The 20,365-nt window shown below is 67.6% G+C and carries 17 protein-coding genes, 1 other RNA gene and 1 pseudogene; 10 read left to right on the top strand and 9 right to left on the bottom strand.

From position 1 onward, the window contains the following. The first annotated feature begins 101 nt into the window (after positions 1 to 101). The 5 genes and pseudogenes from ruvC to OEJ37_RS29395 all read left to right on the top strand — a co-directional run. Complete coding sequence (gene ruvC, locus OEJ37_RS29415; RefSeq protein ID WP_034182746.1) at positions 102 to 644, top strand: crossover junction endodeoxyribonuclease RuvC; 543 nt, start codon at positions 102 to 104, stop codon at positions 642 to 644. Positions 645 to 799: 155 nt separating this feature from the next. Next, a complete protein-coding gene (ruvA, locus tag OEJ37_RS29410; protein ID WP_006401679.1) occupies positions 800 to 1,381 on the top strand; it encodes a Holliday junction branch migration protein RuvA in 582 nt (193 codons plus the stop codon). A 108-nt stretch (positions 1,382 to 1,489) separates the two neighbouring features. Then, complete coding sequence (gene ruvB, locus OEJ37_RS29405; RefSeq protein WP_111015292.1) at positions 1,490 to 2,560, top strand: Holliday junction branch migration DNA helicase RuvB; 1,071 nt, start codon at positions 1,490 to 1,492, stop codon at positions 2,558 to 2,560. 24 nt (positions 2,561 to 2,584) lie between these two features. Next, entirely contained in the window at positions 2,585 to 3,538 is a 954-nt protein-coding gene (locus OEJ37_RS29400; protein WP_175919079.1) for an oxygenase MpaB family protein, read from the top strand. Positions 3,539 to 3,881: 343 nt separating this feature from the next. Continuing rightward, positions 3,882 to 4,148, top strand: a pseudogene (locus tag OEJ37_RS29395) (chromosome partitioning protein ParB); the annotation flags it as partial. Between the two features lie 42 nt (positions 4,149 to 4,190). On the opposite strand, the gene OEJ37_RS29390 reads toward OEJ37_RS29395, so the two are convergent. The 3 genes from OEJ37_RS29390 to tyrS are packed head-to-tail and all read right to left on the bottom strand — an operon-like array spanning position 4,191 to position 6,573. Beyond that, positions 4,191 to 4,853 carry a histidine phosphatase family protein gene (locus OEJ37_RS29390; RefSeq protein ID WP_263347999.1) on the bottom strand — a complete coding sequence of 221 codons (663 nt, stop codon included), beginning with the start codon at positions 4,851 to 4,853 and terminating at the stop codon, positions 4,191 to 4,193. 23 nt (positions 4,854 to 4,876) lie between these two features. Beyond that, entirely contained in the window at positions 4,877 to 5,335 is a 459-nt protein-coding gene (dtd, locus tag OEJ37_RS29385; RefSeq protein ID WP_034182741.1) for a D-aminoacyl-tRNA deacylase, read from the bottom strand. Continuing rightward, the gene (gene tyrS, locus OEJ37_RS29380; protein ID WP_175947251.1) at positions 5,332 to 6,573 is read right to left on the bottom strand and encodes a tyrosine--tRNA ligase; all 1,242 of its coding nucleotides are present in this window, start codon (positions 6,571 to 6,573) and stop codon (positions 5,332 to 5,334) included. Before tyrS ends, dtd begins: the two co-directional genes overlap by 4 nt. 143 nt (positions 6,574 to 6,716) lie before the next feature. Between tyrS and OEJ37_RS29375 the strand changes: the two genes are divergently transcribed. Continuing rightward, positions 6,717 to 7,865, top strand: a complete 1,149-nt coding sequence (locus OEJ37_RS29375; RefSeq protein ID WP_175919081.1) for an anhydro-N-acetylmuramic acid kinase — start codon at positions 6,717 to 6,719, stop codon at positions 7,863 to 7,865. Between the two features lie 101 nt (positions 7,866 to 7,966). On the opposite strand, the gene erpA is transcribed toward OEJ37_RS29375, so the two are convergent. The 3 genes from erpA to rplM form a co-directional block, all read right to left on the bottom strand. Continuing rightward, a complete protein-coding gene (gene erpA / locus OEJ37_RS29370) occupies positions 7,967 to 8,338 on the bottom strand; it encodes an iron-sulfur cluster insertion protein ErpA (RefSeq protein WP_174421732.1) in 372 nt (123 codons plus the stop codon). Positions 8,339 to 8,556: 218 nt separating this feature from the next. Further along, a complete protein-coding gene (rpsI, locus tag OEJ37_RS29365) occupies positions 8,557 to 8,949 on the bottom strand; it encodes a 30S ribosomal protein S9 (RefSeq protein WP_006476904.1) in 393 nt (130 codons plus the stop codon). A gap of 10 nt (positions 8,950 to 8,959) precedes the next feature. Then, positions 8,960 to 9,388 carry a 50S ribosomal protein L13 gene (rplM, locus tag OEJ37_RS29360; RefSeq protein ID WP_009687896.1) on the bottom strand — a complete coding sequence of 143 codons (429 nt, stop codon included), beginning with the start codon at positions 9,386 to 9,388 and terminating at the stop codon, positions 8,960 to 8,962. A 311-nt stretch (positions 9,389 to 9,699) separates the two neighbouring features. Between rplM and OEJ37_RS29355 the strand changes: the two genes are divergently transcribed. Together OEJ37_RS29355 and OEJ37_RS29350 are read left to right on the top strand one after the other, a co-directional pair. Beyond that, positions 9,700 to 10,005 (top strand): DUF1090 family protein, encoded by a 306-nt coding sequence (locus tag OEJ37_RS29355; RefSeq protein WP_174421731.1) that lies wholly within the window; start codon positions 9,700 to 9,702, stop codon positions 10,003 to 10,005. A 420-nt stretch (positions 10,006 to 10,425) separates the two neighbouring features. Beyond that, positions 10,426 to 10,890 (top strand): OsmC family protein, encoded by a 465-nt coding sequence (locus OEJ37_RS29350; protein WP_072436316.1) that lies wholly within the window; start codon positions 10,426 to 10,428, stop codon positions 10,888 to 10,890. 70 nt (positions 10,891 to 10,960) lie between these two features. Here OEJ37_RS29350 and rnpB read toward each other — a convergent pair. The 3 genes from rnpB to pyrC all read right to left on the bottom strand — a co-directional run bounded on the left by rnpB (position 10,961) and on the right by pyrC (position 13,336). Continuing rightward, positions 10,961 to 11,372: RNase P RNA component class A (rnpB, locus tag OEJ37_RS29345), an RNA gene on the bottom strand. A gap of 12 nt (positions 11,373 to 11,384) precedes the next feature. Next, positions 11,385 to 12,275 carry a DUF3025 domain-containing protein gene (locus OEJ37_RS29340; RefSeq protein WP_263347991.1) on the bottom strand — a complete coding sequence of 297 codons (891 nt, stop codon included), beginning with the start codon at positions 12,273 to 12,275 and terminating at the stop codon, positions 11,385 to 11,387. After that, a complete protein-coding gene (gene pyrC / locus OEJ37_RS29335; protein ID WP_263347989.1) occupies positions 12,272 to 13,336 on the bottom strand; it encodes a dihydroorotase in 1,065 nt (354 codons plus the stop codon). The genes OEJ37_RS29340 and pyrC overlap by 4 nt, the downstream gene beginning before the upstream one ends. Before the next feature lie 205 nt (positions 13,337 to 13,541). Between pyrC and OEJ37_RS29330 the strand changes: the two genes are divergently transcribed. After that, complete coding sequence (locus OEJ37_RS29330) at positions 13,542 to 14,453, top strand: class II glutamine amidotransferase (RefSeq protein WP_174421729.1); 912 nt, start codon at positions 13,542 to 13,544, stop codon at positions 14,451 to 14,453. Positions 14,454 to 15,090: 637 nt separating this feature from the next. Then, a complete protein-coding gene (locus OEJ37_RS29325) occupies positions 15,091 to 20,325 on the top strand; it encodes an autotransporter outer membrane beta-barrel domain-containing protein (protein WP_263347986.1) in 5,235 nt (1,744 codons plus the stop codon). Positions 20,326 to 20,365 lie beyond the last annotated feature (40 nt).

Genomic DNA, 20,365 nt, shown 5'->3' with positions numbered 1-20,365 from the left:
CGCCGGGTTTGTTATTGCGCGGCGCCGTCGCGCGCGACCTTGCGGCCGGCTCGCCGCACCATTCGTTGTAGTATCGCTGCATCACGCATCTCTCCTCACTCATGCGAATTCTCGGCATCGACCCCGGCCTGCGCGTCACCGGCTTCGGCGTCATCGACGTCAGCGGCCACCGGCTCGCCTATGTCACGAGCGGTGTGATCCGCACGCCGACGGCCGACCTGGCCACCCGGCTCGGCACGATCTTCCAGGGCGTGTCGACGATCGTGCGCGAACATGCGCCCGACCAGGCCGCGATCGAAAAGGTGTTCGTCAACGTGAACCCGCAGTCGACGCTGCTGCTCGGCCAGGCGCGCGGCGCCGCGATCTGCGGCCTCGTCGCGGGCGGGCTGCCGGTCGCCGAATACACGGCGCTGCAGCTCAAGCAGGCCGTCGTCGGCTACGGCCGCGCGACCAAGACGCAGATGCAGGAAATGGTCACGCGGCTGCTCAACCTCTCCGGACAACCGGGTTCCGACGCGGCCGACGCGCTCGGCATGGCGATCTGCCATGCGCACGGCGGCAACACGCTCAGCACGCTCGGCGGCCTCGCACCGGCGCTCGCGAAGAAAGGGCTGCGTGTGCGGCGCGGGCGGCTGGTCGGCTGATGCCGGCGCGCACCGTCGCCCGGCACACCGGATGACTGTTTTGCCCGCGCGCGGCGCACACGCGACACGCACCGCATCGGCCTGACGGCGAAGCCCATCGGCATTGCGCCGCGCGTGCGCTACACTCGCGCTTTCTTCCTCGCATCCCGCCATCCATGATCGGTCGCATCGCCGGCATCCTGCTCGAAAAGAACCCACCTCACCTGCTCGTCGACTGCAACGGCGTCGGCTACGAAATCGACGTGCCGATGAGCACCTTCTACAACCTGCCGCAGACGGGCGAGCGCGTCGTGCTGCTCACGCAGCAGATCGTCCGCGAGGACGCGCACCTGCTGTACGGCTTCCTGACGCCGCAGGAGCGCACGACCTTCCGCGAGCTGCTGAAGATCACCGGCATCGGCGCACGCATGGCGCTCGCCGTGCTGTCCGGCATGAGCGTGCAGGAGCTCGCGCAGGCCGTAACGATGCAGGACGCCGCGCGCCTCACGCGCCTGCCAGGCATCGGCAAGAAGACGGCCGAGCGCCTGCTGCTCGAGCTGAAGGGCAAGCTCGGCGCCGACCTCGGCGCGCTCGCCGGGGCCGCGTCGGCGTCCGACCACGCGACCGACATCCTCAACGCGCTGCTCGCGCTCGGCTACTCCGAAAAGGAAGGCCTCGCTGCGATCAAGAACGTGCCGGCCGGCACCGGCGTGTCCGAAGGCATCAAGCTCGCGCTGAAGGCACTGTCGAAGGCGTAACGCCTGCCAGAACCGACTGTCGGACGCAGTGTCGCGCCGCCGCGCGGCGCGCGCCAGTCGGCCGCCCGGCCAGTTCGGACCGCGAGCGGCGCGCGGTACAATGGCCGCATGATTGAAACCGACAAACTCGCCACCGAGCAGCGGATCATCGCCGCCACGCCCACCTCGTCGCACGAGGAGGTGTTCGAACGCGCGCTGCGGCCGCGCCAGCTCGACGACTACGTCGGCCAGGAAAAGGTGCGCGGCCAGCTCGAGATCTTCATCGAAGCCGCCAAGCGCCGCTCCGAGCCACTCGACCACGTGCTGCTGTTCGGGCCGCCGGGTCTCGGCAAGACGACACTCGCACACATCATCGCGCGCGAGATGGGCGTGAACCTGCGCCAGACGTCGGGCCCCGTGCTCGAGCGCGCGGGCGATCTCGCCGCGCTGCTGACGAACCTCGAAGCGAACGACGTGCTGTTCATCGACGAGATCCACCGGCTGTCGCCGGTCGTCGAGGAAATCCTGTATCCGGCACTCGAGGATTACCAGATCGACATCATGATCGGCGAAGGTCCGGCCGCGCGCAGCGTGAAGCTCGACCTGCAGCCGTTCACGCTCGTCGGCGCGACCACCCGCGCGGGGATGCTGACCAACCCGCTGCGCGACCGTTTCGGGATCGTCTCGCGCCTCGAGTTCTACGACGCCGATCAACTGTCGCGTATCGTGCGACGCTCGGCGTCGCTGCTGAACGCGCAGATCGATCCGAACGGGGCGCTGGAAATCGCGAAGCGCTCGCGCGGCACGCCGCGGATCGCGAACCGGCTGCTGCGCCGCGTGCGCGACTTCGCGGAGGTAAAGGCCGACGGCCAGATCACCGCGGCGGTGGCCGATGCCGCGCTCGCGATGCTCGACGTCGATCCGGTCGGCTTCGACCTGATGGACCGCAAGCTGCTCGAAGCGATCCTGTACAAGTTCGACGGTGGCCCGGTCGGCATCGACAACCTGGCAGCCGCGATCGGCGAGGAGCGCGACACGATCGAGGACGTGCTCGAGCCGTACCTGATCCAGCAGGGCTTCCTGCAGCGCACGCCGCGCGGGCGCGTCGCGACGCTGCTCACGTACCGCCACTTCGGGCTCTCCGCGCCCGACGCCGGCAGCGCCGAACGCGGCATGTGGGATACGCCCGCCGGGAAGTAACCGGCCGCCCGAGCCACGCCAGCCATGACGACGCCGCCTAGCCGCCACCCCGCCGCACCCGCACCGGGCCCGCGCTGGGCCGAGCCGATCCGCAAGCGCCTCGTGGCCGGCATCACGCACCTGACCGCGGGCGGCGGCGGCCCGTCGCTCGATCTCTCTTCCCCGCCCGGCGATCCCGGGCTGTTCGGCCCCGATGCCGTCTGCTGGCGCGTGCATGCCGACTTCACGTCGATGATGACAGGCGGCATCGCCGCGCTGCTGCTGCAGGCGCTCCATCCGCTCGCGCTCGCGGGCGTCTGGGATCACTCGTCGTTTCGCACCGACATTCTCGGCCGCTTGCGGCGCACCGCCACGTTCATCACGGGCACGACGTTCGGCAGTCGCGCGGACGCACTCGCGCTGATCGAGCGCGTGAAATCGATCCACTCGCGCGTATCGGGTACCGCGCCCGACGGTCGGCCGTACCGTGCCGACGATCCGGCGTTGCTGACCTGGGTGCATATCGCGGAAGTATCGAGCTTCCTCGCCGCGCATCTGTGCTACGTGAATCCGGCGCTGTCGGGCGAATTGCAGGACCGCTATTACGCCGAAACGGCGCTGATCGCCGAAATGCTAGGCGCACAAGAGGTGCCGCATTCGCGCGCCGAGGTCGCCGCGTATCTCGCGCGCATGCAGCCGGAACTCGAAGCCGGGCCGCGTACCTTCGACGTGATGGCCATCCTGCTGAATGTGCCGGTCGCGAAGCCCGCGCTGCGGCCGGCCGCGTCGCTGATGATGCATGCCGGGATCGACCTGCTGCCGCCGTGGGCGCAGCGCATGCTCGGCGTGTCGACGTTCGCGCCGTTGCGGCGCGCGGTGGTCCGGCCCGGCGTACGTGCCGTCGCACCCGTACTGCGCTGGGCGCTCGTCAACGGCGCGTCGAAGCGTGCGCGCCGTCGCGCGAGCGCGCCCCCACCCGACGGCGCCCCACCCGCCTGACGATCAGCCTCTCCCGATTATTTCAATTTCATTTCAAATACCTGTGACAAGCTGACGGGCCTGCACCTGCGCACGGTCGCACGTGCTGCACGTCCCGCCCTTCCGTGACCCGCGCGGTGTCCCGCCACCCTACCGACATCCGATGCCCGCGATGCCACGCCTGCCGATCCGCTTCGTCCTTGCCGCCAGCCTGTCCGCGGTCTTCGCCCTGTCCGCCTGCCGAGGCAACGATGTTGCCGCCGTCGTGCGTACGGACACCCCAACGCCGTCCGGCGGCACCACGACGACGCCCGCGCCGCCCGCCACCGTCACGCCGCAACCGGGCAAATGGAAAAGCGCGTGTGCGGGCACGACCGCCCCCGATCCGGCGAAGGCCGACACGGGCTACGTGAATGCGGCCTGGAATGCGTCGACGCGCATGGTCGCGGCCACGGCCCCCGTGATCGACGGCAAGACGGGCGCCGACCTCGTGCGCGCCGATGCGATCAACGGCGGGAAGAAATACAACAACGGGGAATTCGACAAGCTACGCCAGCCGATCACGGCCGACCAGCCCGGCAAGATCGCATACGCGCTCGACTACAAGACGCGCCACGCGCTGCCACAGTAAGCGTCACGCAGGAGGAAGGGAATGCCGGGCGGCCCCGCGTGCTCAGAGCACCTTGCGATAGCCGTCGTCGTCGCTCTCGGCGCCCAGGTGCGACACGTCGGCCCACTGCACGACCTGCGCGCGGCCATCCACGTAATCGACGACGTTGATGCTCGTATTGAGCAGTTGGTAATTGCGCGGCGCCGACAGATCGAGACCGTTCGCAAAACGGTACACGCAATCGAGCACGCCGCCATGCGCGACGCACGCGATCCGGCCGCCCGGATGCGCGGCGACGATCGGCTCGAGCGCATGCAGCACGCGGTGATAGAACGCACGCTGCGACTCGCCGCCTTCCGGCGCGAAGCCCGGATCGCGCGTCTGCCAGGCCGCATACGCGTCCGGAAACAGCGTCTCGATCTCGGTGCTGTCATGCCCCTGGAATGCGCCGTACGAGCGTTCGCGCAACCCGTCCCGCAACTGCAGCGGCAGCCCGAGCGAATCGGCAAAGGGTTGCGCGGTCTGCTGCGCGCGCACCAGGTCGCTCGAATAGACCGCGTCGATTCGTGCGCCCTCGCTCGCCTCTCGTTCGAGCCGCGCGGCCAGCCGCTGCGCCTGCGCGAGACCCGTGTCGGCCAGCGGGATGTCGATATGACCCTGGATGCGCTTGATGCGGTTCCAGGCCGTCTCGCCATGGCGGATGAAAAGAATCTGCGTGGTGGCCATCGCGGCGCGTCTCCGGGGAAGAATCAGGGCCGCACTTGCAGCCAGAACGTCACGGGGCCGTCGTTGACGAGCGATACCTGCATGTCGGCGCCGAACTCGCCCGTCTCGACGACGGGATGGCGCGCCCGCGCGGCCGCGACGAAATAGTCGAACAGCCGCGCGCCTTCGTCGGGCGGTGCGGCCGGCGTGAAGCTCGGGCGCAGCCCGCTGTTGGTATCGGCCGCCAGCGTGAACTGCGACACGAGCAGCAGGCCGCCCGCGCGGCCCGCGCCGTCGATATTCGACACCGGTAGGTTCATCTTGCCGGCCGCGTCACTGAACACGCGGTAGCCGAGCATCTTCGCCAGCAACTTGTCGGCCGCCGCGTCGGTGTCGCCGCGCTCCGCGCAGACCAGCGCGAGCAGGCCCGCGCCGATCTCGCCCGTCGTGCGGTCGCCGACGCGCACGTCGGCGCGCTTCACGCGCTGGATCAGCGCGATCATGCGGTCAGCGTGACGCGCGCGAAGCGGCGCTTGCCGACCTGCACGACGAACTCGCCGGCCTCGACCTTCAGGCCCTTGTCCGACACGGTCGCGCCGTCGATCTTCACACCGCCCTGCTCGATGTTGCGCAGCGCTTCGCTCGTCGACGGCACGAGGCCGGCCTGCTTCAGCAACTGGCCGATCGCCAGCGGCGCGCCGGCGAGCGTAACCGACGGAATGTCGTCCGGCACGCCGCCCTTCGCGCGGTGATTGAAGTCCTCGAGCGCGCGCTCGGCGTCGGTCTGCGAATGGAACCGCGCGACGATTTCCTGCGCGAGCAGCACCTTGAAATCGCGCGGGTTGCGGCCGCCTTCGGCCTCGCGCTTGAAGCCGGCGATCTCGTTGAGACTGCGGAACGACAGCAGTTCGAAGTAACGCCACATCAGCGTGTCCGAAATGCTCATCAGCTTGCCGAACATGTCGGTCGGCTTCTCGCTGATGCCGACGTAGTTGCCCTTCGACTTCGACATCTTCTCGACGCCGTCGAGGCCTTCGAGCAGCGGCATCGTCAGGATGCACTGCTGTTCCTGGCCGTACTGCTTCTGCAGTTCGCGGCCGACCAGCAGGTTGAACTTCTGATCGGTGCCGCCGAGTTCGAGATCGGCGTTCAGCGCCACCGAATCGTAGCCCTGCATCAGCGGGTACAGGAATTCGTGGATCGAGATCGGCACGCCACCCTGGAAGCGCTTCGTGAAGTCCTCGCGCTCGAGGATCCGCGCGACCGTATAGCGCGACGCAAGCTTGATCATCCCGTCCGCGCCGAGCGGCATCGACCATTCGCTGTTGTAGCGGATCTCGGTCTTTTCGCGATCGAGCACGAGAGCGGCCTGCTCGAAGTAGGTCTTCGCATTCGACTCGATCTGCTCGCGCGTGAGCGGCGGGCGCGTCGCGTTGCGGCCCGACGGATCGCCGATCAGCGACGTGAAATCGCCGATCAGGAAGATCACCGTGTGGCCGAGGTCCTGCAGCTGACGCATCTTGTTCAGCACGACCGTGTGGCCGATGTGGATGTCAGGCGCGGTCGGGTCAAGGCCGAGCTTGATGCGAAGCGGCGTGCCGGTGGCCGCGCTGCGCGCGAGCTTCTGCGCGAACTCTTCCTCGATCAGCAGCTCGTCGACGCCGCGCTTCGTGACGGCGAGCGCATGCCGGACTTCGTCGGTAATCGGGAAAACAGGCTTGGAACTGGGTTCGGTGCTCATCGGTGCCAGGAAGAAATGTCGCAAAAACAGGGATTTTCCCATAACTTGCGCGCGCATCGCTTAACGGCACGTCACGTTGCGCGGATAATCGGGCGCAAGGCGCGCGGCACCGGCCCGCGCCGCACGATCCAGGAGAACCCAACGTGCCGCAACGACAGCCGCAAAACGCCCATCCGGCCGACGGCATCTACTTCGGGCTGATGTCGGGAACCAGCATGGACGGCGTCGACGGCGTCGCCGTGCGTTTCGAGACCGGCAAGGCGCCGGCTGTGCTCGCGGAAGCGTTCGTCGGTTTCGCGCAATCGCTGCGCGACGCGCTGTTCGCGCTGCAGCAGCCCGGCGACAACGAGATCGACCGCGAATCGCTCGCGGCGAACGCGCTCGTCACGCGCTACGCGGTGTGCTGCCACGAATTGCAGCGCACCGCCGGGCTGTCGCGCGACGAGATTCGCGCGATCGGCGTACACGGCCAGACGGTACGCCATCGCCCCGAGCGCGGCTATACGCGGCAACTCAACAACCCGGCGCTGCTCGCCGAGCTGACCCATGTCGACGTGATCGCCGATTTCCGCAGCCGCGACGTGGCCGCCAGCGGCCACGGCGCGCCGCTCGCGCCGGCGTTCCATGCGACGGTGTTCGGTACGCCCGGCGAGACGCGTGTCGTCTGCAATCTCGGCGGGATCAGCAACATCACGATCCTGCCCGGCGAAAGCGGCGACGTGCGCGGCTTCGACTGCGGCCCCGCGAATGCGCTGATCGACGCGTGGGCGACCCGCCATCTCGGCAAGCCGTACGACGACGGCGGCAAGTTCGCCGCGCGCGGCACCGTGCACGCGCCGCTGCTCGACGCGCTGCTCGACGAACCGTATTTCGCCGCGCCGCCGCCGAAAAGCACCGGACGCGACCTGTTCAATCCCGCGTGGCTCGACACAAAGCTCGCCGCGTTCTCGCAGGTCGCGCCGGAGGACGTGCAGGCGACCCTCACGGCGCTCACCGCCGTCTCGGTCGCCCGCGAGGTCGCGCAGCACGCACCCGGCTGCAAGGCCGTCTTCGTGTGCGGCGGCGGCGCGCGCAATCCGGTGCTGCTCGACGCGCTCCGTCACGCGCTGCGCGAGGCCGGCATGCAGGCCACGGTCGATACGACGGCCGCGCTCGGCGTGCCGCCGCAACAGGTCGAGGCGCTCGCGTTCGCGTGGCTCGCGTACCGCTTCACCGCACGCCAGCCAGGCAATCTCGCGACGGTCACCGGTGCGGCCGGCAACCGCGTGCTCGGCGCCCTCTATCCGGGCTGACGCCAAGCCTGCCGCACGGCAGGCGCCACACACGGACATAAAAAACGGGGCATGAAGCCCCGTTTTTCATTCCGGCGAACCGGTGCGGATCTGTCGTGCGCTCAGACCGAGAACGACGAACCGCACCCGCACGTGGTGGTCGCATTCGGGTTCTTGATCACGAACTGGGCGCCGTTGATGTCGTCCTTGTAGTCGATCTCGGCGCCGACCAGGTACTGGTAGCTCATCGAGTCGATCAGGAGCTGGACGCCGTTCTTGTCCATCACGGTGTCGTCCTCGTTGACTTCCTCGTCGAACGTGAAGCCATACTGGAAGCCCGAGCAGCCGCCACCCTGCACGAACACGCGCAGCTTCAGGTCGGGATTGCCCTCTTCGTCGATCAGTTGCTTGACCTTGTCGGCCGCTGCGTCGGTGAAGACGAACGGAAGCGGCATTTCGGTCGTCGTTGCTGCGGATTCGGTAACAGCGTTCATTGCGAACTCTCCAAGAAGCTTTAGCCGCTATTGTAGGGCCGATCAGAAGATCGTGCTGAAGTCCATGAAATCAATAGGTTCTTGTCGATTTCATCAAACCTACCCGTGCGAGCCGCCGCAGCACGAGCCTGGAAGCGGACATAAAAAAACCGCCAGCGCGAAAGCTGGCGGTTTTTCCGGCGGACGCCGCCCGGAAGCGGCGCGGCCATGAAGCGGAATTAACGCTTCGAGAACTGCTTGGCGCGGCGTGCCTTGCGCAGACCGACCTTCTTACGCTCGACTTCACGCGCATCGCGCGTCACGAAGCCTGCGCTCGACAGCGACGGCTTCAGCGTCGCATCGTAGTCGATCAGTGCACGGGTGATGCCGTGGCGCACTGCGCCTGCCTGACCCGTTTCGCCGCCACCATTCACGTTCACCTTGATGTCGAACGTCTGGCCGTGGTTCGTGAGTTCCAGCGGTTGACGCACGATCATCAGCGACGTTTCGCGCGAGAAGTAGTCAGCGATGGGCTTGCCGTTGACGATGATGTCGCCCTTGCCAGCCTTGATGAAGACACGTGCGACTGCGCTCTTGCGGCGGCCCGTACCGTAGTTCCAGTTACCGATCATGTGGGTCCCCTTAGATCTCGAGCGCCTTCGGCTGTTGCGCCGAATGCGGATGCGTCGCTTCTGCGTAGACCTTCAGCTTCTTGATCATCGCGTAGCCGAGCGGGCCCTTCGGCAGCATGCCCTTGACCGCCTTCTCGAGCGCGCGGCCCGGGAAGCGTTCCTGCATCTTGCCGAACGTCGTTTCATAGATACCGCCCGGGTAGCCCGAGTGACGGTAGTACTTCTTGTCCAGCGTCTTGTTGCCCGTGACCTTCAACTTGCTCGCGTTGATGATGATGATGAAATCACCAGTGTCGACGTGCGGGGTGAACTCAGGCTTGTGCTTGCCGCGCAGACGGCGTGCCACTTCGCTGGCAACACGGCCGAGAACCTTATCCGTCGCGTCAATCACGTACCATTCGCGCGTCACCTCATGGGCTTTTGCGGAAAACGTCTTCATGATCGATCCAAAAAAAATGCTTTGCCCGATGTGTTCTTCCTGCTTGTCTGTGTGCGCTTCGAGGCGCGGTGCAGGCTCTCCCTGTTCTTTTTCCGTGGGCATGAATGCGGAAAAGCCCTGAATTATAAAGGAAATACGGCAACGCGGTCAAAGGGAATCCACGTCCCGTGTCCGCGGCGCCCAAAATGGGCCAAAATTCGGTCGTGCCCCGACAAGCCAGGCGATCCGAGCGCCCGGGGAGGCACCCATCGACGCGCGGCACATGACCTTGCCGCGCCAGACCGGCCGAATACGGAAAACAACAAACAAGCATGATGAAACAACGACTTACGCCCTTCTTCGCGGCCGCGCTGCTGGCTGCCGCAGCGCCTGCCGTCGCCGCCCGCGCCGGCTGCGAAGCCAAGCTCGACGCGCTCGATGCGCGCATTGCCGAAGCGCGGACCGCCCATGCCGAGGATCGCGTCGTCCGCCTGCGTGCGGTGCGCGAACGCGTCCGCCACTTCTGCGCACGCGGGCACGGCCATGCGTCGGCCGTGCCCGCGCCGGCACCCGACGCACGCTTGCACGGCACGCTGCCCGACGCGACATCGCAGCCGGCCGCACGGCAGCCTGCCTAACGGATGCAACGGATGCCGGGGCGCGCAAGCCGCGCACCGATGATTGCACGGGACGAAAAAAAGCCCGAACGGCTGGTTCGGGCTTAATCCACCTCAGGAGGAGGGTGGAGGAGACATTCGGAGGTTGCCGCAGCGCGACAACCAATGAGGCTCATTATACGAACGTGCCGCCGGCTTCACAAGAAAATTTGCATTACGAAATCAAACCCCATAATGCGAAATTCCGGACAGCCAGTCGGGAAAATTTATTTTCCCTTTGAAATCAATCACCTGCTGTCGGCCAGAGCAAGCAAAGATGGCCCGCGGCTAGAGTGAAACCCCTAAAATCCGCAGGGAAATTGCTGTTCGGCACGCCGCCGACGCGGCTCCGGCATTGCGCGTCGTGCACCGCATCAGCCGACCGTTGTGCAGCGGGCTACAATGCCGGATCGAATCCGAATCAGGCAACGCTGGAGTGCAAGCATGGAATGCAAAGTAAGCTGGATGGGGCAGGACGGCATGGCGTTTTCCGCCCAGACCGGAAGCGGGCATCTCGTCACGATGGACGGCGCGCCCGAAGGCGGCGGCCACAACCTCGCGCCGCGCCCGATGGAAATGGTGCTGCTCGGCACCGGCGGCTGCACGGCCTATGACGTCGTGCTGATCCTGAAGAAGAGCCGCCAGGAAGTCACCGGCTGCTCGGTCACACTGAAGGCCGAGCGCGCGAGCGAAGACCCGAAGGTGTTCACGAAGGTGCACTTCCACTTCACCGTCACCGGCCGCAACCTGAATCCGGCCACGGTCGAACGCGCAATCAACCTGTCGCACGACAAATACTGCTCCGCGTCGATCATGATCGCGAAGACGGCCGAACTCACGCATTCGTTCGACATCGTCGCCGCCTGAACGCACGGCGTTCGCGCATGAAAAAAGGGCCGGCGCTCCGCAAGGAGACGCCGGCCCTTTCGCATTCGAACGGCAAAGCAGGCCGATAAGCCGGATTCTGTGCACGCTGCGCGCCGAAGCGCACAGCGCGTGGCAGCCATTCCTCTAGGCGCGCCATTGCTGACGCGCTCAAGCTTCCTACCCGCAGACGAGACGGGGGCCCCGTCCTGCATCCGAAGATGCGCGCCTGCCTACTTGGAATTGCTCCGGGTGGAGGTTACCGTGCCGGCGAACGTCGCCGTCGCCGCGGTGCGCTCTTACCGCACCGTTTCACCCTTACCTGATCCCGGCTTGCGCCGGGCCATCGGCGGTTTGCTTTCTGTTGCCCTGTTCCGCGTGTCGCCACGGATGGCCGTTAGCCATCACCCTGCCCTATGGAGTCCGGACTTTCCTCGCCCCCGCGCGCCCGAAGGCGGCGAGGCCGCGACTGCCTGGCCTGCTTTGCGACGCGCATTCTAGCACTGCGCGCCGCCGCCGGCTGTGCGCATGCGGCGGCCGCTGCGGAATACGGCCGGATCGTCGTAGAACGCGGCGTCGGCATTCGCATCGCACCAGCCCGGTACGCCGAGCACCGGCAGCGGCGAGAAATCGCGGCTCGTCAGCGCGCGCGTCGCGAGTTCGGCGGCGACACGCGCGTCGACATGCGCGACGCGTTGCGCATCGGGCCACGAAAAATAGTCGGTGCTCACTTCGACGATCCACGTGTGCGCGGTACAGGACTTGTAAGGCGCGACGAGCTTCTCGAGCAGCGCATGGCCGACGAGCCGCGCTTCGCAGCGCGTGCCCCACGCCTCGCGCGCGGCGACCAGCAGCCGCGGCCAGTCGAAGCCGCGCAGCGCATCGGCGAGCGCGCGATCGGCTGTCACGAACAGCGCGGCGTTCTCGTCGAACAGCGTGAGCGCATCGCGCAGCGTGCCGCGCACGGGCCCGACGCCACCCGCCGCGTCAATCGCCGCGGCCTGGCGTGCGTTCAACGCGGCCTTGATGCGCGGATACGCGAACCAGACGAGCGCATTGAAAAAGTCGTGAAGGTTGTGACGGGTCGGCACGCCACCGGTGTCGGCGATATGGGTCTCGTACGCGACACCGGGCGGCAACTCAGCCTGCGGCACGAACCGCAGCGGCCTGCCGCGACCGCTGACGCGCCCGCCGTCGCGGTTCGTGCCGCTTAGCGCGCCGTTCAGCGCGCCGAGCAGCGCGGCATCGCCCGCCCGTGCGGCCGCCTGTGCGGCGCGGCCCGGCTCCGCGTACCGCGCGAGCCACGGCGCGGACCAGTCGATCCGCGCGAAATCCGCCGCCCCGCTGCCGGCCGCGTGGCCGGCTCCGCGCGGCGGCGCGCCGGTCACACGAGTTTCCAGCCGATCGTCTCGCCGCCGCGCAGCGGCACGACCGTCGTGTCGCCCGCGAAGATCTCGCGCGGCAGTTCCCACGCCTCGCGACGCAGCGTGACCGTTTCGGCGCTGCGCGGCAGACCGTAGAAATCGGCGCCGAAGAAGCTCGCAAAGCCTTCCAGCTTGTCGAGCGCGCCGGCGTGGTCGAACGCTTCCGCATACAGTTCGAGCGCGTGCAGCGCCGTGTAGCAGCCTGCGCAGCCGCACGCGGTTTCCTTCGCGCCGCGCGCATGCGGCGCGCTGTCGGTACCGAGGAAGAAGCGCGGGTTGCCCGACGTCGCGGCCTCGACCAGCGCGACGCGATGCGTCTCGCGCTTCAGCACGGGCAGGCAGTAGTAGTGCGGGCGAATCCCGCCGACGAACAGCGCGTTGCGGTTGTACAGCAGGTGATGCGCGGTGATCGTCGCGCCGAGCAGGCCGGGCGCCGCGTCGGCATCGCGCACGTAGTCGGCCGCGTCCTTCGTCGTGATGTGCTCGAACACGACCTTCAGGCCCGGGAAATCGCGGCGCAGCGGCGTCATCACGCGGTCGATGAAGACTTTCTCGCGGTCGAACAGGTCGATCGACGCATCGGTCACCTCGCCGTGCACGAGCAGCGGCATGCCCGTTTCCTGCATCGCCTCGAGCGTCTTCGCGCATTTCGCGAGATCGGTTACGCCGTGGTCGGAGTTCGTCGTAGCGCCTGCCGGATACAGCTTCACGCCGTGCACGAAGCCGCTTTCGCGCGCGCGGCGGATCTCGTCGGGCGGCGTGTTGTCGGTCAGGTACAGCGTCATCAGCGGTTCGAACGTCATCCCGGCCGGCAGCGCGGCGAGGATGCGCTCGCGATAGGCCTGCGCCTGTGCGGTGGTCGTCACGGGCGGCTTCAGGTTCGGCATGACGATCGCGCGGCCGAACTGGCGCGCGGTATGCGGCAGCACGGCGGCCAGCATGTCGCCGTCTCGCAGGTGCAGGTGCCAGTCGTCGGGACGGGCGAGCGAAAGCGTCGCCGGGGAGGAAGCGTTCGAGGCAGTCATAGGAGGCGTCGTGAGGAACGGACTGGCCATCAGCGGGGCCGGAACACGCGTGCGCGGGCCGACTGACGGCAAACCGCAACACGAGGCCTTTGGCCAGCGGAATCCGCTTTTTACCGCTCAAGGCTCGGTGATATGCTAGAAGCCGCATTGTACCGGGGTTCGCCCGGTTCGTTACCCCCCGCTTCTGCCTGCCGCCCCAAGTAAAATGTGCCAACTCCTAGGAATGAACTGCGCCGCGCCGACGGACGTCACATTCTCCTTCACAGGTTTCGCGGCCCGGGGCGGGCTCACCGATCACCATGCCGACGGCTGGGGCATCGCGTTCTTCGAAGACAAGGCCTGCCGCCTGTTCATCGATCACCAGGCATCGGCTACCTCGCCGATCGCCGAGATGGTGAAGCGCTACCCGATCAAGTCCAAGAACACGATCGCGCACATCCGCAAGGCGACGCAAGGGCACATCCTGCTCGAGAACAGCCATCCGTTCATGCGCGAGCTGTGGGGTCGGCACTGGATCTTCGCGCATAACGGCGACCTGCAGGACTACGCGCCGAACATGGACGGCAGCGTCTACCACCCGGTCGGCACGACCGACAGCGAACAGGCGTTCTGCGTGCTGATGCAGGGGCTGCGCGAGGCATTTCCCGGCGCGCAGCCGCCGCTGCCCGAACTGTTCGAACGCGTCGGCGAGCTGACGCGCGGCATCACCGACCACGGCGTGTTCAACTTCCTGATGTCGAACGGCCAAGCGCTGTTCGCGCACTGCTCGACGCGGCTGCACTACCTGGTGCGGCGCTGGCCGTTCTCGACCGCGCATCTCGTCGACGAAGACCTGTCGATCGACTTCGCGAAATACACGACGCCCGAGGATCGCGTCGCGGTGATCGCGACGCAGCCGCTCACCGACAACGAGGTCTGGACCGCGTTCGAGCCGGGCGAGCTGATCATGTTCCAGTGCGGTGACGTCGCCGCGCGGATGCAGATCCCGGTGCCCGAACGCGTGCTCGAAAAGCTGCGCAATCCGGCGCTCGACGCGTCGGCCTCGGCGCCGCGCGACGCACGCGAAGCGCTCGCAACCGCCGCCGACGGCGACTCCGACGACGCGATCGACTTCTGAACGCGGCGCACCGGCGCCCTTCCCGCTTTCCATTTCCCGTACGGCAAGTACCGTCGCCCGCAACGTTCGATCGTGCGGGCGATTTCGCGTGCACGCGATGTGGCGATTTTCAGCGCTGGAGAAAATCGCTTGCCGTGCGCCGGTTCCGTTTCACCCGGACCATATTCCCGCACATCGAATCAACACCACACAACATTCGCTTGAATTTATTAATTTCCAGGGGAAAATAGTTAAAACCCTAAAAATAATCCATAAAATCCGAAGCATATATAATCCGGGAACCGTATTCTAACGCATACCCTCGATGCGAACCGTGCGCCATCGCACCGACCCGACAATCATGCATTCACGCCAAAAAAATCACCCAAACCCTTATCCACAAAGGCTTTCAGTTCGATTCGTCACATAATCAAAAAATACCGAACGAAATCAGCATTATCGCCACATTCGTTATTTTTTTTGAGAATCAGCCACCCTTCCGATCAGTAGACTCCATCCATCCTCGGTGTAACGAATCACGATTGGCGCAGAAGCGGCCACGGTCGCCGCACGTCCATTCAGGCCATTGCTCCACCGCGGATTGCGATTTCACTGCAGCGCGGTGAATACCACTTCAAAAAAGAGAGAGGGGCTTGTCGTGAATCACTCATTTCGATCGATATGGAGCGAAACCGCCGGCTGCTGGGTCGCGGTTGCGGAAACGGCACGGGCGCGCGGCAAGCGCTCGGGCAGCGAATCCGGCGCAAGCCGCGGCGCCGCGCACACGGCAGCGCGCCGGTCGCCGCTGCGCATCGCGGCGCTCGGCGCCGCGCTGGCCGCATTGTCGGCCAGCCCGGCGTATGCATCGACCTGCGGCAGCGGCGCGGCCGTCGCGAACGGCGGCACCTGCGCGCTCGGCAGTTTCAGCCCGACCGCCAACGACAACCTGGCCGGCGCAACCACCGTGTCGGGCGGCGACAGGGTCGGCCTGACGGGCGCATGGACCGGCGTCGGCGGCGACCCCGGCTACACACTCATGCCGATCGGCAGTGCGACCATCGTCTCGGGCAACCCGAACCAGCCGCTGCTGTCGCTCGGCGGCAAGACGCAGAGCGTCAGCACGCCCGACTCGATCACCGGCAGCCGTACCTCGATCGCCACCTACGATTCGGCCAGGTTCGCCGCGTCGAGCGCGGGTTCGACCAACGTGCCCGTCTATCACGACGTGAACGGCAACCAGTACGTGAACACGCGGATCGGCACGGTCGAAAGCTCCGGCGGCACGCTCGACGTGTCGATCGGCAATCCAGCGGCCTCGCCCACGGCAGCCGGCAACGCGATCACGATGGCACCGAAGCAGACCGACCTGTTCGTCGCGGACGGCACGGGCTCCGCGAAAAGCGTCGTCAACTGGAATTCGCGCAACCAGATCTGGCTCGGCACCGGCGACTATCTCGCGAGCGGCGGCCCGGTCGGCCATGTCCTGCTCGACGTGCCGGCCTATGCGGGCACCTTCACCGCCTTCGACGGCAGCGCATGGACCGTCACCGATGCCGCGTCGCTCGCCGCGTACAACAACTTTCTCGTGCGTTCGGTCCAGAACGGCGCGCTCGCTTCGCAGGCCGCCTACGACAACGCGCTCGGCCAGGCCGTCACGCTCTCCACGCAATCCTTCGAGTATGCGAACAACGTGTCGCCGAGCGACAAGAATGCGCTGCCGATGAACTATCTGTCGGTGATGCACGGCACAGGCGCGAACGCGACGCTGCACATCGGCAAGGATGGCCAGATCGACTTCCGCGGCACCAATACGATCGACTCGAGCTCGGCCGTCCTCGCGGAACACGGCGCGCACTTCGTCAACGACGGCCGCCTGTCGGGCGACTTCACGCTCGTGCGCCTGCTGACCGGCGCGAGCGGTGTCAACAACGGCGCGATCTCGTCCGGGTACGCGTCCGGCGACAACTTCAACACGGGCGGCAGCACGCAGCCGGGCAATTTCGGTTTCAACGCGTACACGGAAGGAAACGGCGTATACGCGAATGGCGCGGGCACGACGTTCGTCAACAACGGCGTGATGAACGTCGGTGCGTGGAACCTCGTCGGCAATCGCCCCGACCTGCAGAACTACGCGGTGGCCGCGACGGACGGCGCGAGCGCGTCGAACGCCGGCACGATCAACGTCGGCGTCAACGCGACGACGCTCGACAGCCAGGTGATCGGCGGCCTCGTCGCCGGCGGCAGCTTCACGAACGAAGCCGGCGGCACGATCTACGTCGGCCGCGCCGCGCAGTACGATGCCGCGGCGCCGGAGGCCGCGAACGACATCGCGCTGTCCGCGCACGCGTATGGCATCCTGCTCGGCGCATCGGGCACCGCGAGCAACCACGGCACGATCGTGATCGGCTCGCAGACGCAGAACGGCGCCGCGCTGGCGAGCATCGGCTCGTCGTCCGGCGTGCTGACCAACGCGGGCTCGATCGTCGTCAACGGCGCGGCGCCCGGCACGCCGCTCGCGAACGTCGGCATGCTCGTGGCCGATACCGCCGCGACCGTGACCAACACGGGCACGATCACGCTGAATGGCGTGAACGGGATCGGCATCATGGTCGTCGGGACCGGCACGAACGCGACGGCCGCGACGTCGACCGGCACGATCAACGTGGCCGGCGGCCTCGATCCGGCATCGGGCACGCGCAATTACGGCGTCTGGGCCGAGGGGCCGCTCGCGAAGGCCACGCTCGACGGCGCGCTCAACCTGACGGGCACCGGCGCGATCGGCGTGCATGCGCGCTCGGGCGCGACGATCGACGTCGGCGCGAACGCGGTGCCGGCCTTCAGGTCGGGCACGAACCAGATCGGCTTCTACGCGTATGGTGCGGGCTCGAAGATCAACGTCGCCGCGCAGCACCTCGGCGTCGACACCGACGATTCGACGCTGTTTCGCGTCGCGGGCGGCGCGGCCTACACCGGCACGTCGGCGGCCGGCACGCTGACGACCGACGTCAACGGCCAGCGTGCGCGCGGCGTGCTCGCGACCGACGCCGGCACCACGCTGTCGACCGGCAACGCGATCTACAACGTCAACGGCGCGAACGGCATCGCGATCGCGGTCGAAGGCGGCGCGAAAGGCACGATCGATGCGGGTGCGACGATCAACCTGAACGCGGCCGGTGCGATCGCGGGCGTCGTCGACGGCCAGGCGCACGACCTTGCCGGCGCGAACGCCGGCGTGCCGGTTGCGACGACGCTGACCAACGACGCCGCCGTCGCGTCGTCGACCGCCGGCGTGACGGGCTTCGTCGCGCAAAACCTCGGCACGCTCGAGAACCGCGACACGGTGCTGTTGACGGGCGCCGGCTCGACGGGCGTCGTGGCCGGCACGCTCGGCACGGTGAACAACGCATCGACGATCCGCGTATCCGACGGCACCGGCGCGCTCGTGCAGGGTGCGTCGGCGACGCTCGCCAACACGGGTTCGATCGAAGCCGACGACGGCGTCGCGGGTGTGCGCCTGACGGGCGCCGGCGCATCGGTCGCGCTGTCGGGCGCGGGCACCGTCGTCGCGAACGGCAGCGCCGACGGCGTGCTGATCGACTCGACCGTATCGGGCGGCGGGCTCGCGGCCGGCGCAACGTCGATCGCGGTCGGCGGCTCGGGAAGCGGGATCCACAACCTCGGCACGAACACGGCGATCGCGTTGTCCGGCACGCAGGTCACGACCACCGGCAACGGCGCCGACGGGCTCGCGTCGACGGGCACGGGGGCGCACATCGCGACCGATGCGGCAACGGTCGTCCGCACCGCCGGCACCAACGCGCGCGGCCTGTTCGTATCGGGCGCGGATTCGACGCTCGCGGTCAACGGCACGACCGTCGCGACGACGGGCGCCGGCGCGCATGCGATCGTCATGGACGGCGGCGCGACGGCCTTGCTGTCGGGCGCGAAAGTCGCCGCGTCAGGTGCCGCGGCCGACGGCGTCGTCGCGCGCAACGGCGGCCGCATCGGCGATACGGGTTCGTCGATCGCCAGCGCGGCCGGCAACGGCGCGACCGCGGACGGCGGCGGCGTGCTCGCGTTGACCGCCACGACGCTCAAGGGTGCGACGGCCGGCGTGCTGACATCCGACACGCTCGCGAACGGCGCGACGAGCTCGGTGCTCGTCGACGGCGGCAGCGTGACGGCCGCCGCCGGGCCGGCATTCGCCGCGCGCGGCGGCACGGCCGACATCGCGGTGCGCAACGGCACGGTCGTGACGGCCGGCAACGGCACGCTGCTGAACCTCGCGAACGGCAGCAACGTGACGTTCAACGCGTCGGCGGTGAACCTCGCGGGCGACATCGTCTCCGACGCGTCGAGCACCGGCAACGTGTTCCTCGCGAACGACACGACGCTGACCGGCAGGATCGATCCGGTCGCGCTGACGATCGACGGCACCAGCACGTGGCACATGACGGACAGCTCGGTGCTGAGCAGCCTGAACAACGCGGGCCTCGTCGCGTTCGCCGCACCGGCCGGCTCGCCGACGCTCACGGGCAGCTACAAGACGCTGACGACCGGCAGCTACGTCGGCAACGGCGGCACGATCGCGCTCAACACATATCTCGGCGCCGATGCTTCACCGACCGACCGGCTGATCGTGAACGGCGGCGCCGCGAGCGGCACGACCGGCCTGAAGATCGCCAACACGGCCGGCACCGGCGCAAGGACGACCGGCGACGGGATTCCCGTGGTCGTCACCGCCAACGGCGGCACGACCACCGCGTCGGCGTTCCATCTCGCGGGCCCGGTACAGGCCGGCGCATACGAATACCGGCTCTATCGCGGCGGGCAAAGCGACGCGAACGGCTGGTACCTGCGTTCGCAGCTCGATCCGACGGACCCCGGCGACCCGACGATCCACCCGTCCGGCGGCGGCACGCTCGCGTATCGTCCGGGCGTCGCCGGCTATGCACTGACGCCGCTGCTGAGCGCCGACTACGGCTTCTCGACGCTCGGCAAGCTGCACGAACGCGTCGGCGACATCTACAACCTCGGCAAGCAGCAGCCCGGCAACCGCGACGGCGTGTGGGGCCGCATCGGCGGCCAGAGCCTCGATGCGGACGCGGGCCGATTCGCGGCGGACGAGCGCACGTTCTTCGCGCAGTTCGGCAAGGACTGGACGCTCGGCCAGGCGCCCGGCGGCAGCAGCACGCATGCGGGCGTGACGGCCAGCATCGGCGTGTCGAACGCGAGCTTCAGCGACATGGCGCGCGCCGACTCGCAGAACCTGTCGACGTCGACGGGCTCGGTCGAGATGCACGCGCAGAGCATCGGCGGCTACTGGACGCGCTACCTGCCCGACGGCACGTACTTCGACAGCGTCGGGCAGGTCACGCACTACGGCAACCGCTATCGCGACAGCTACGGCAACGAGGCATCGCAGAACGGCTTCGGCTTCGCGCTGTCGCAGGAGATCGGCAAGCCGTTCGGCATCGGCGGCACGCCGATCGCGATCGAGCCGCAGGCGCAACTGATGTACCAGTACCTGAAGCTCAACGGGTTCAACGACAACGTGTCGGCCGTGTCGGGCACGACGACGAACGCGCTGCGCGGCCGCGTCGGCGTGCGCATCTTCCGGCCGAACCTCGAAGCGGACTCGGGCGGCGGCGCCGCGACGCCGTACTTCACGGCCGACGTGCTGCACGACTTCCTGTCGCCGGGGCAAACCGTCGTCGGCGGCACACCGTTCGCGACGCATCTCGGCCGCACGTGGTACGAGCTCGGCGTCGGCGTCACCGCGGGCTTCGGCAAGTCGGGCGAGCTGTACGCGAACGCGAAGATAGCGCGCAACATCGGCGGCGCGTACCGGCGCGGCATCGTCGGGCAGGTCGGCTACCGGTATAGCTGGTAACGGCGGACGAAAAAAAACCGCCCGGCGCTCGGCCGGGCGG

This window comes from Burkholderia sp. BKH01 (genome assembly GCF_025685725.1).
GTDB classification, from domain to species: Bacteria; Pseudomonadota; Gammaproteobacteria; order Burkholderiales; family Burkholderiaceae; genus Burkholderia; species Burkholderia pyrrocinia_C.
Note: the sequence above shows the minus strand (reverse complement) of the source record. Positions and strands in the feature narration are given on the sequence as shown.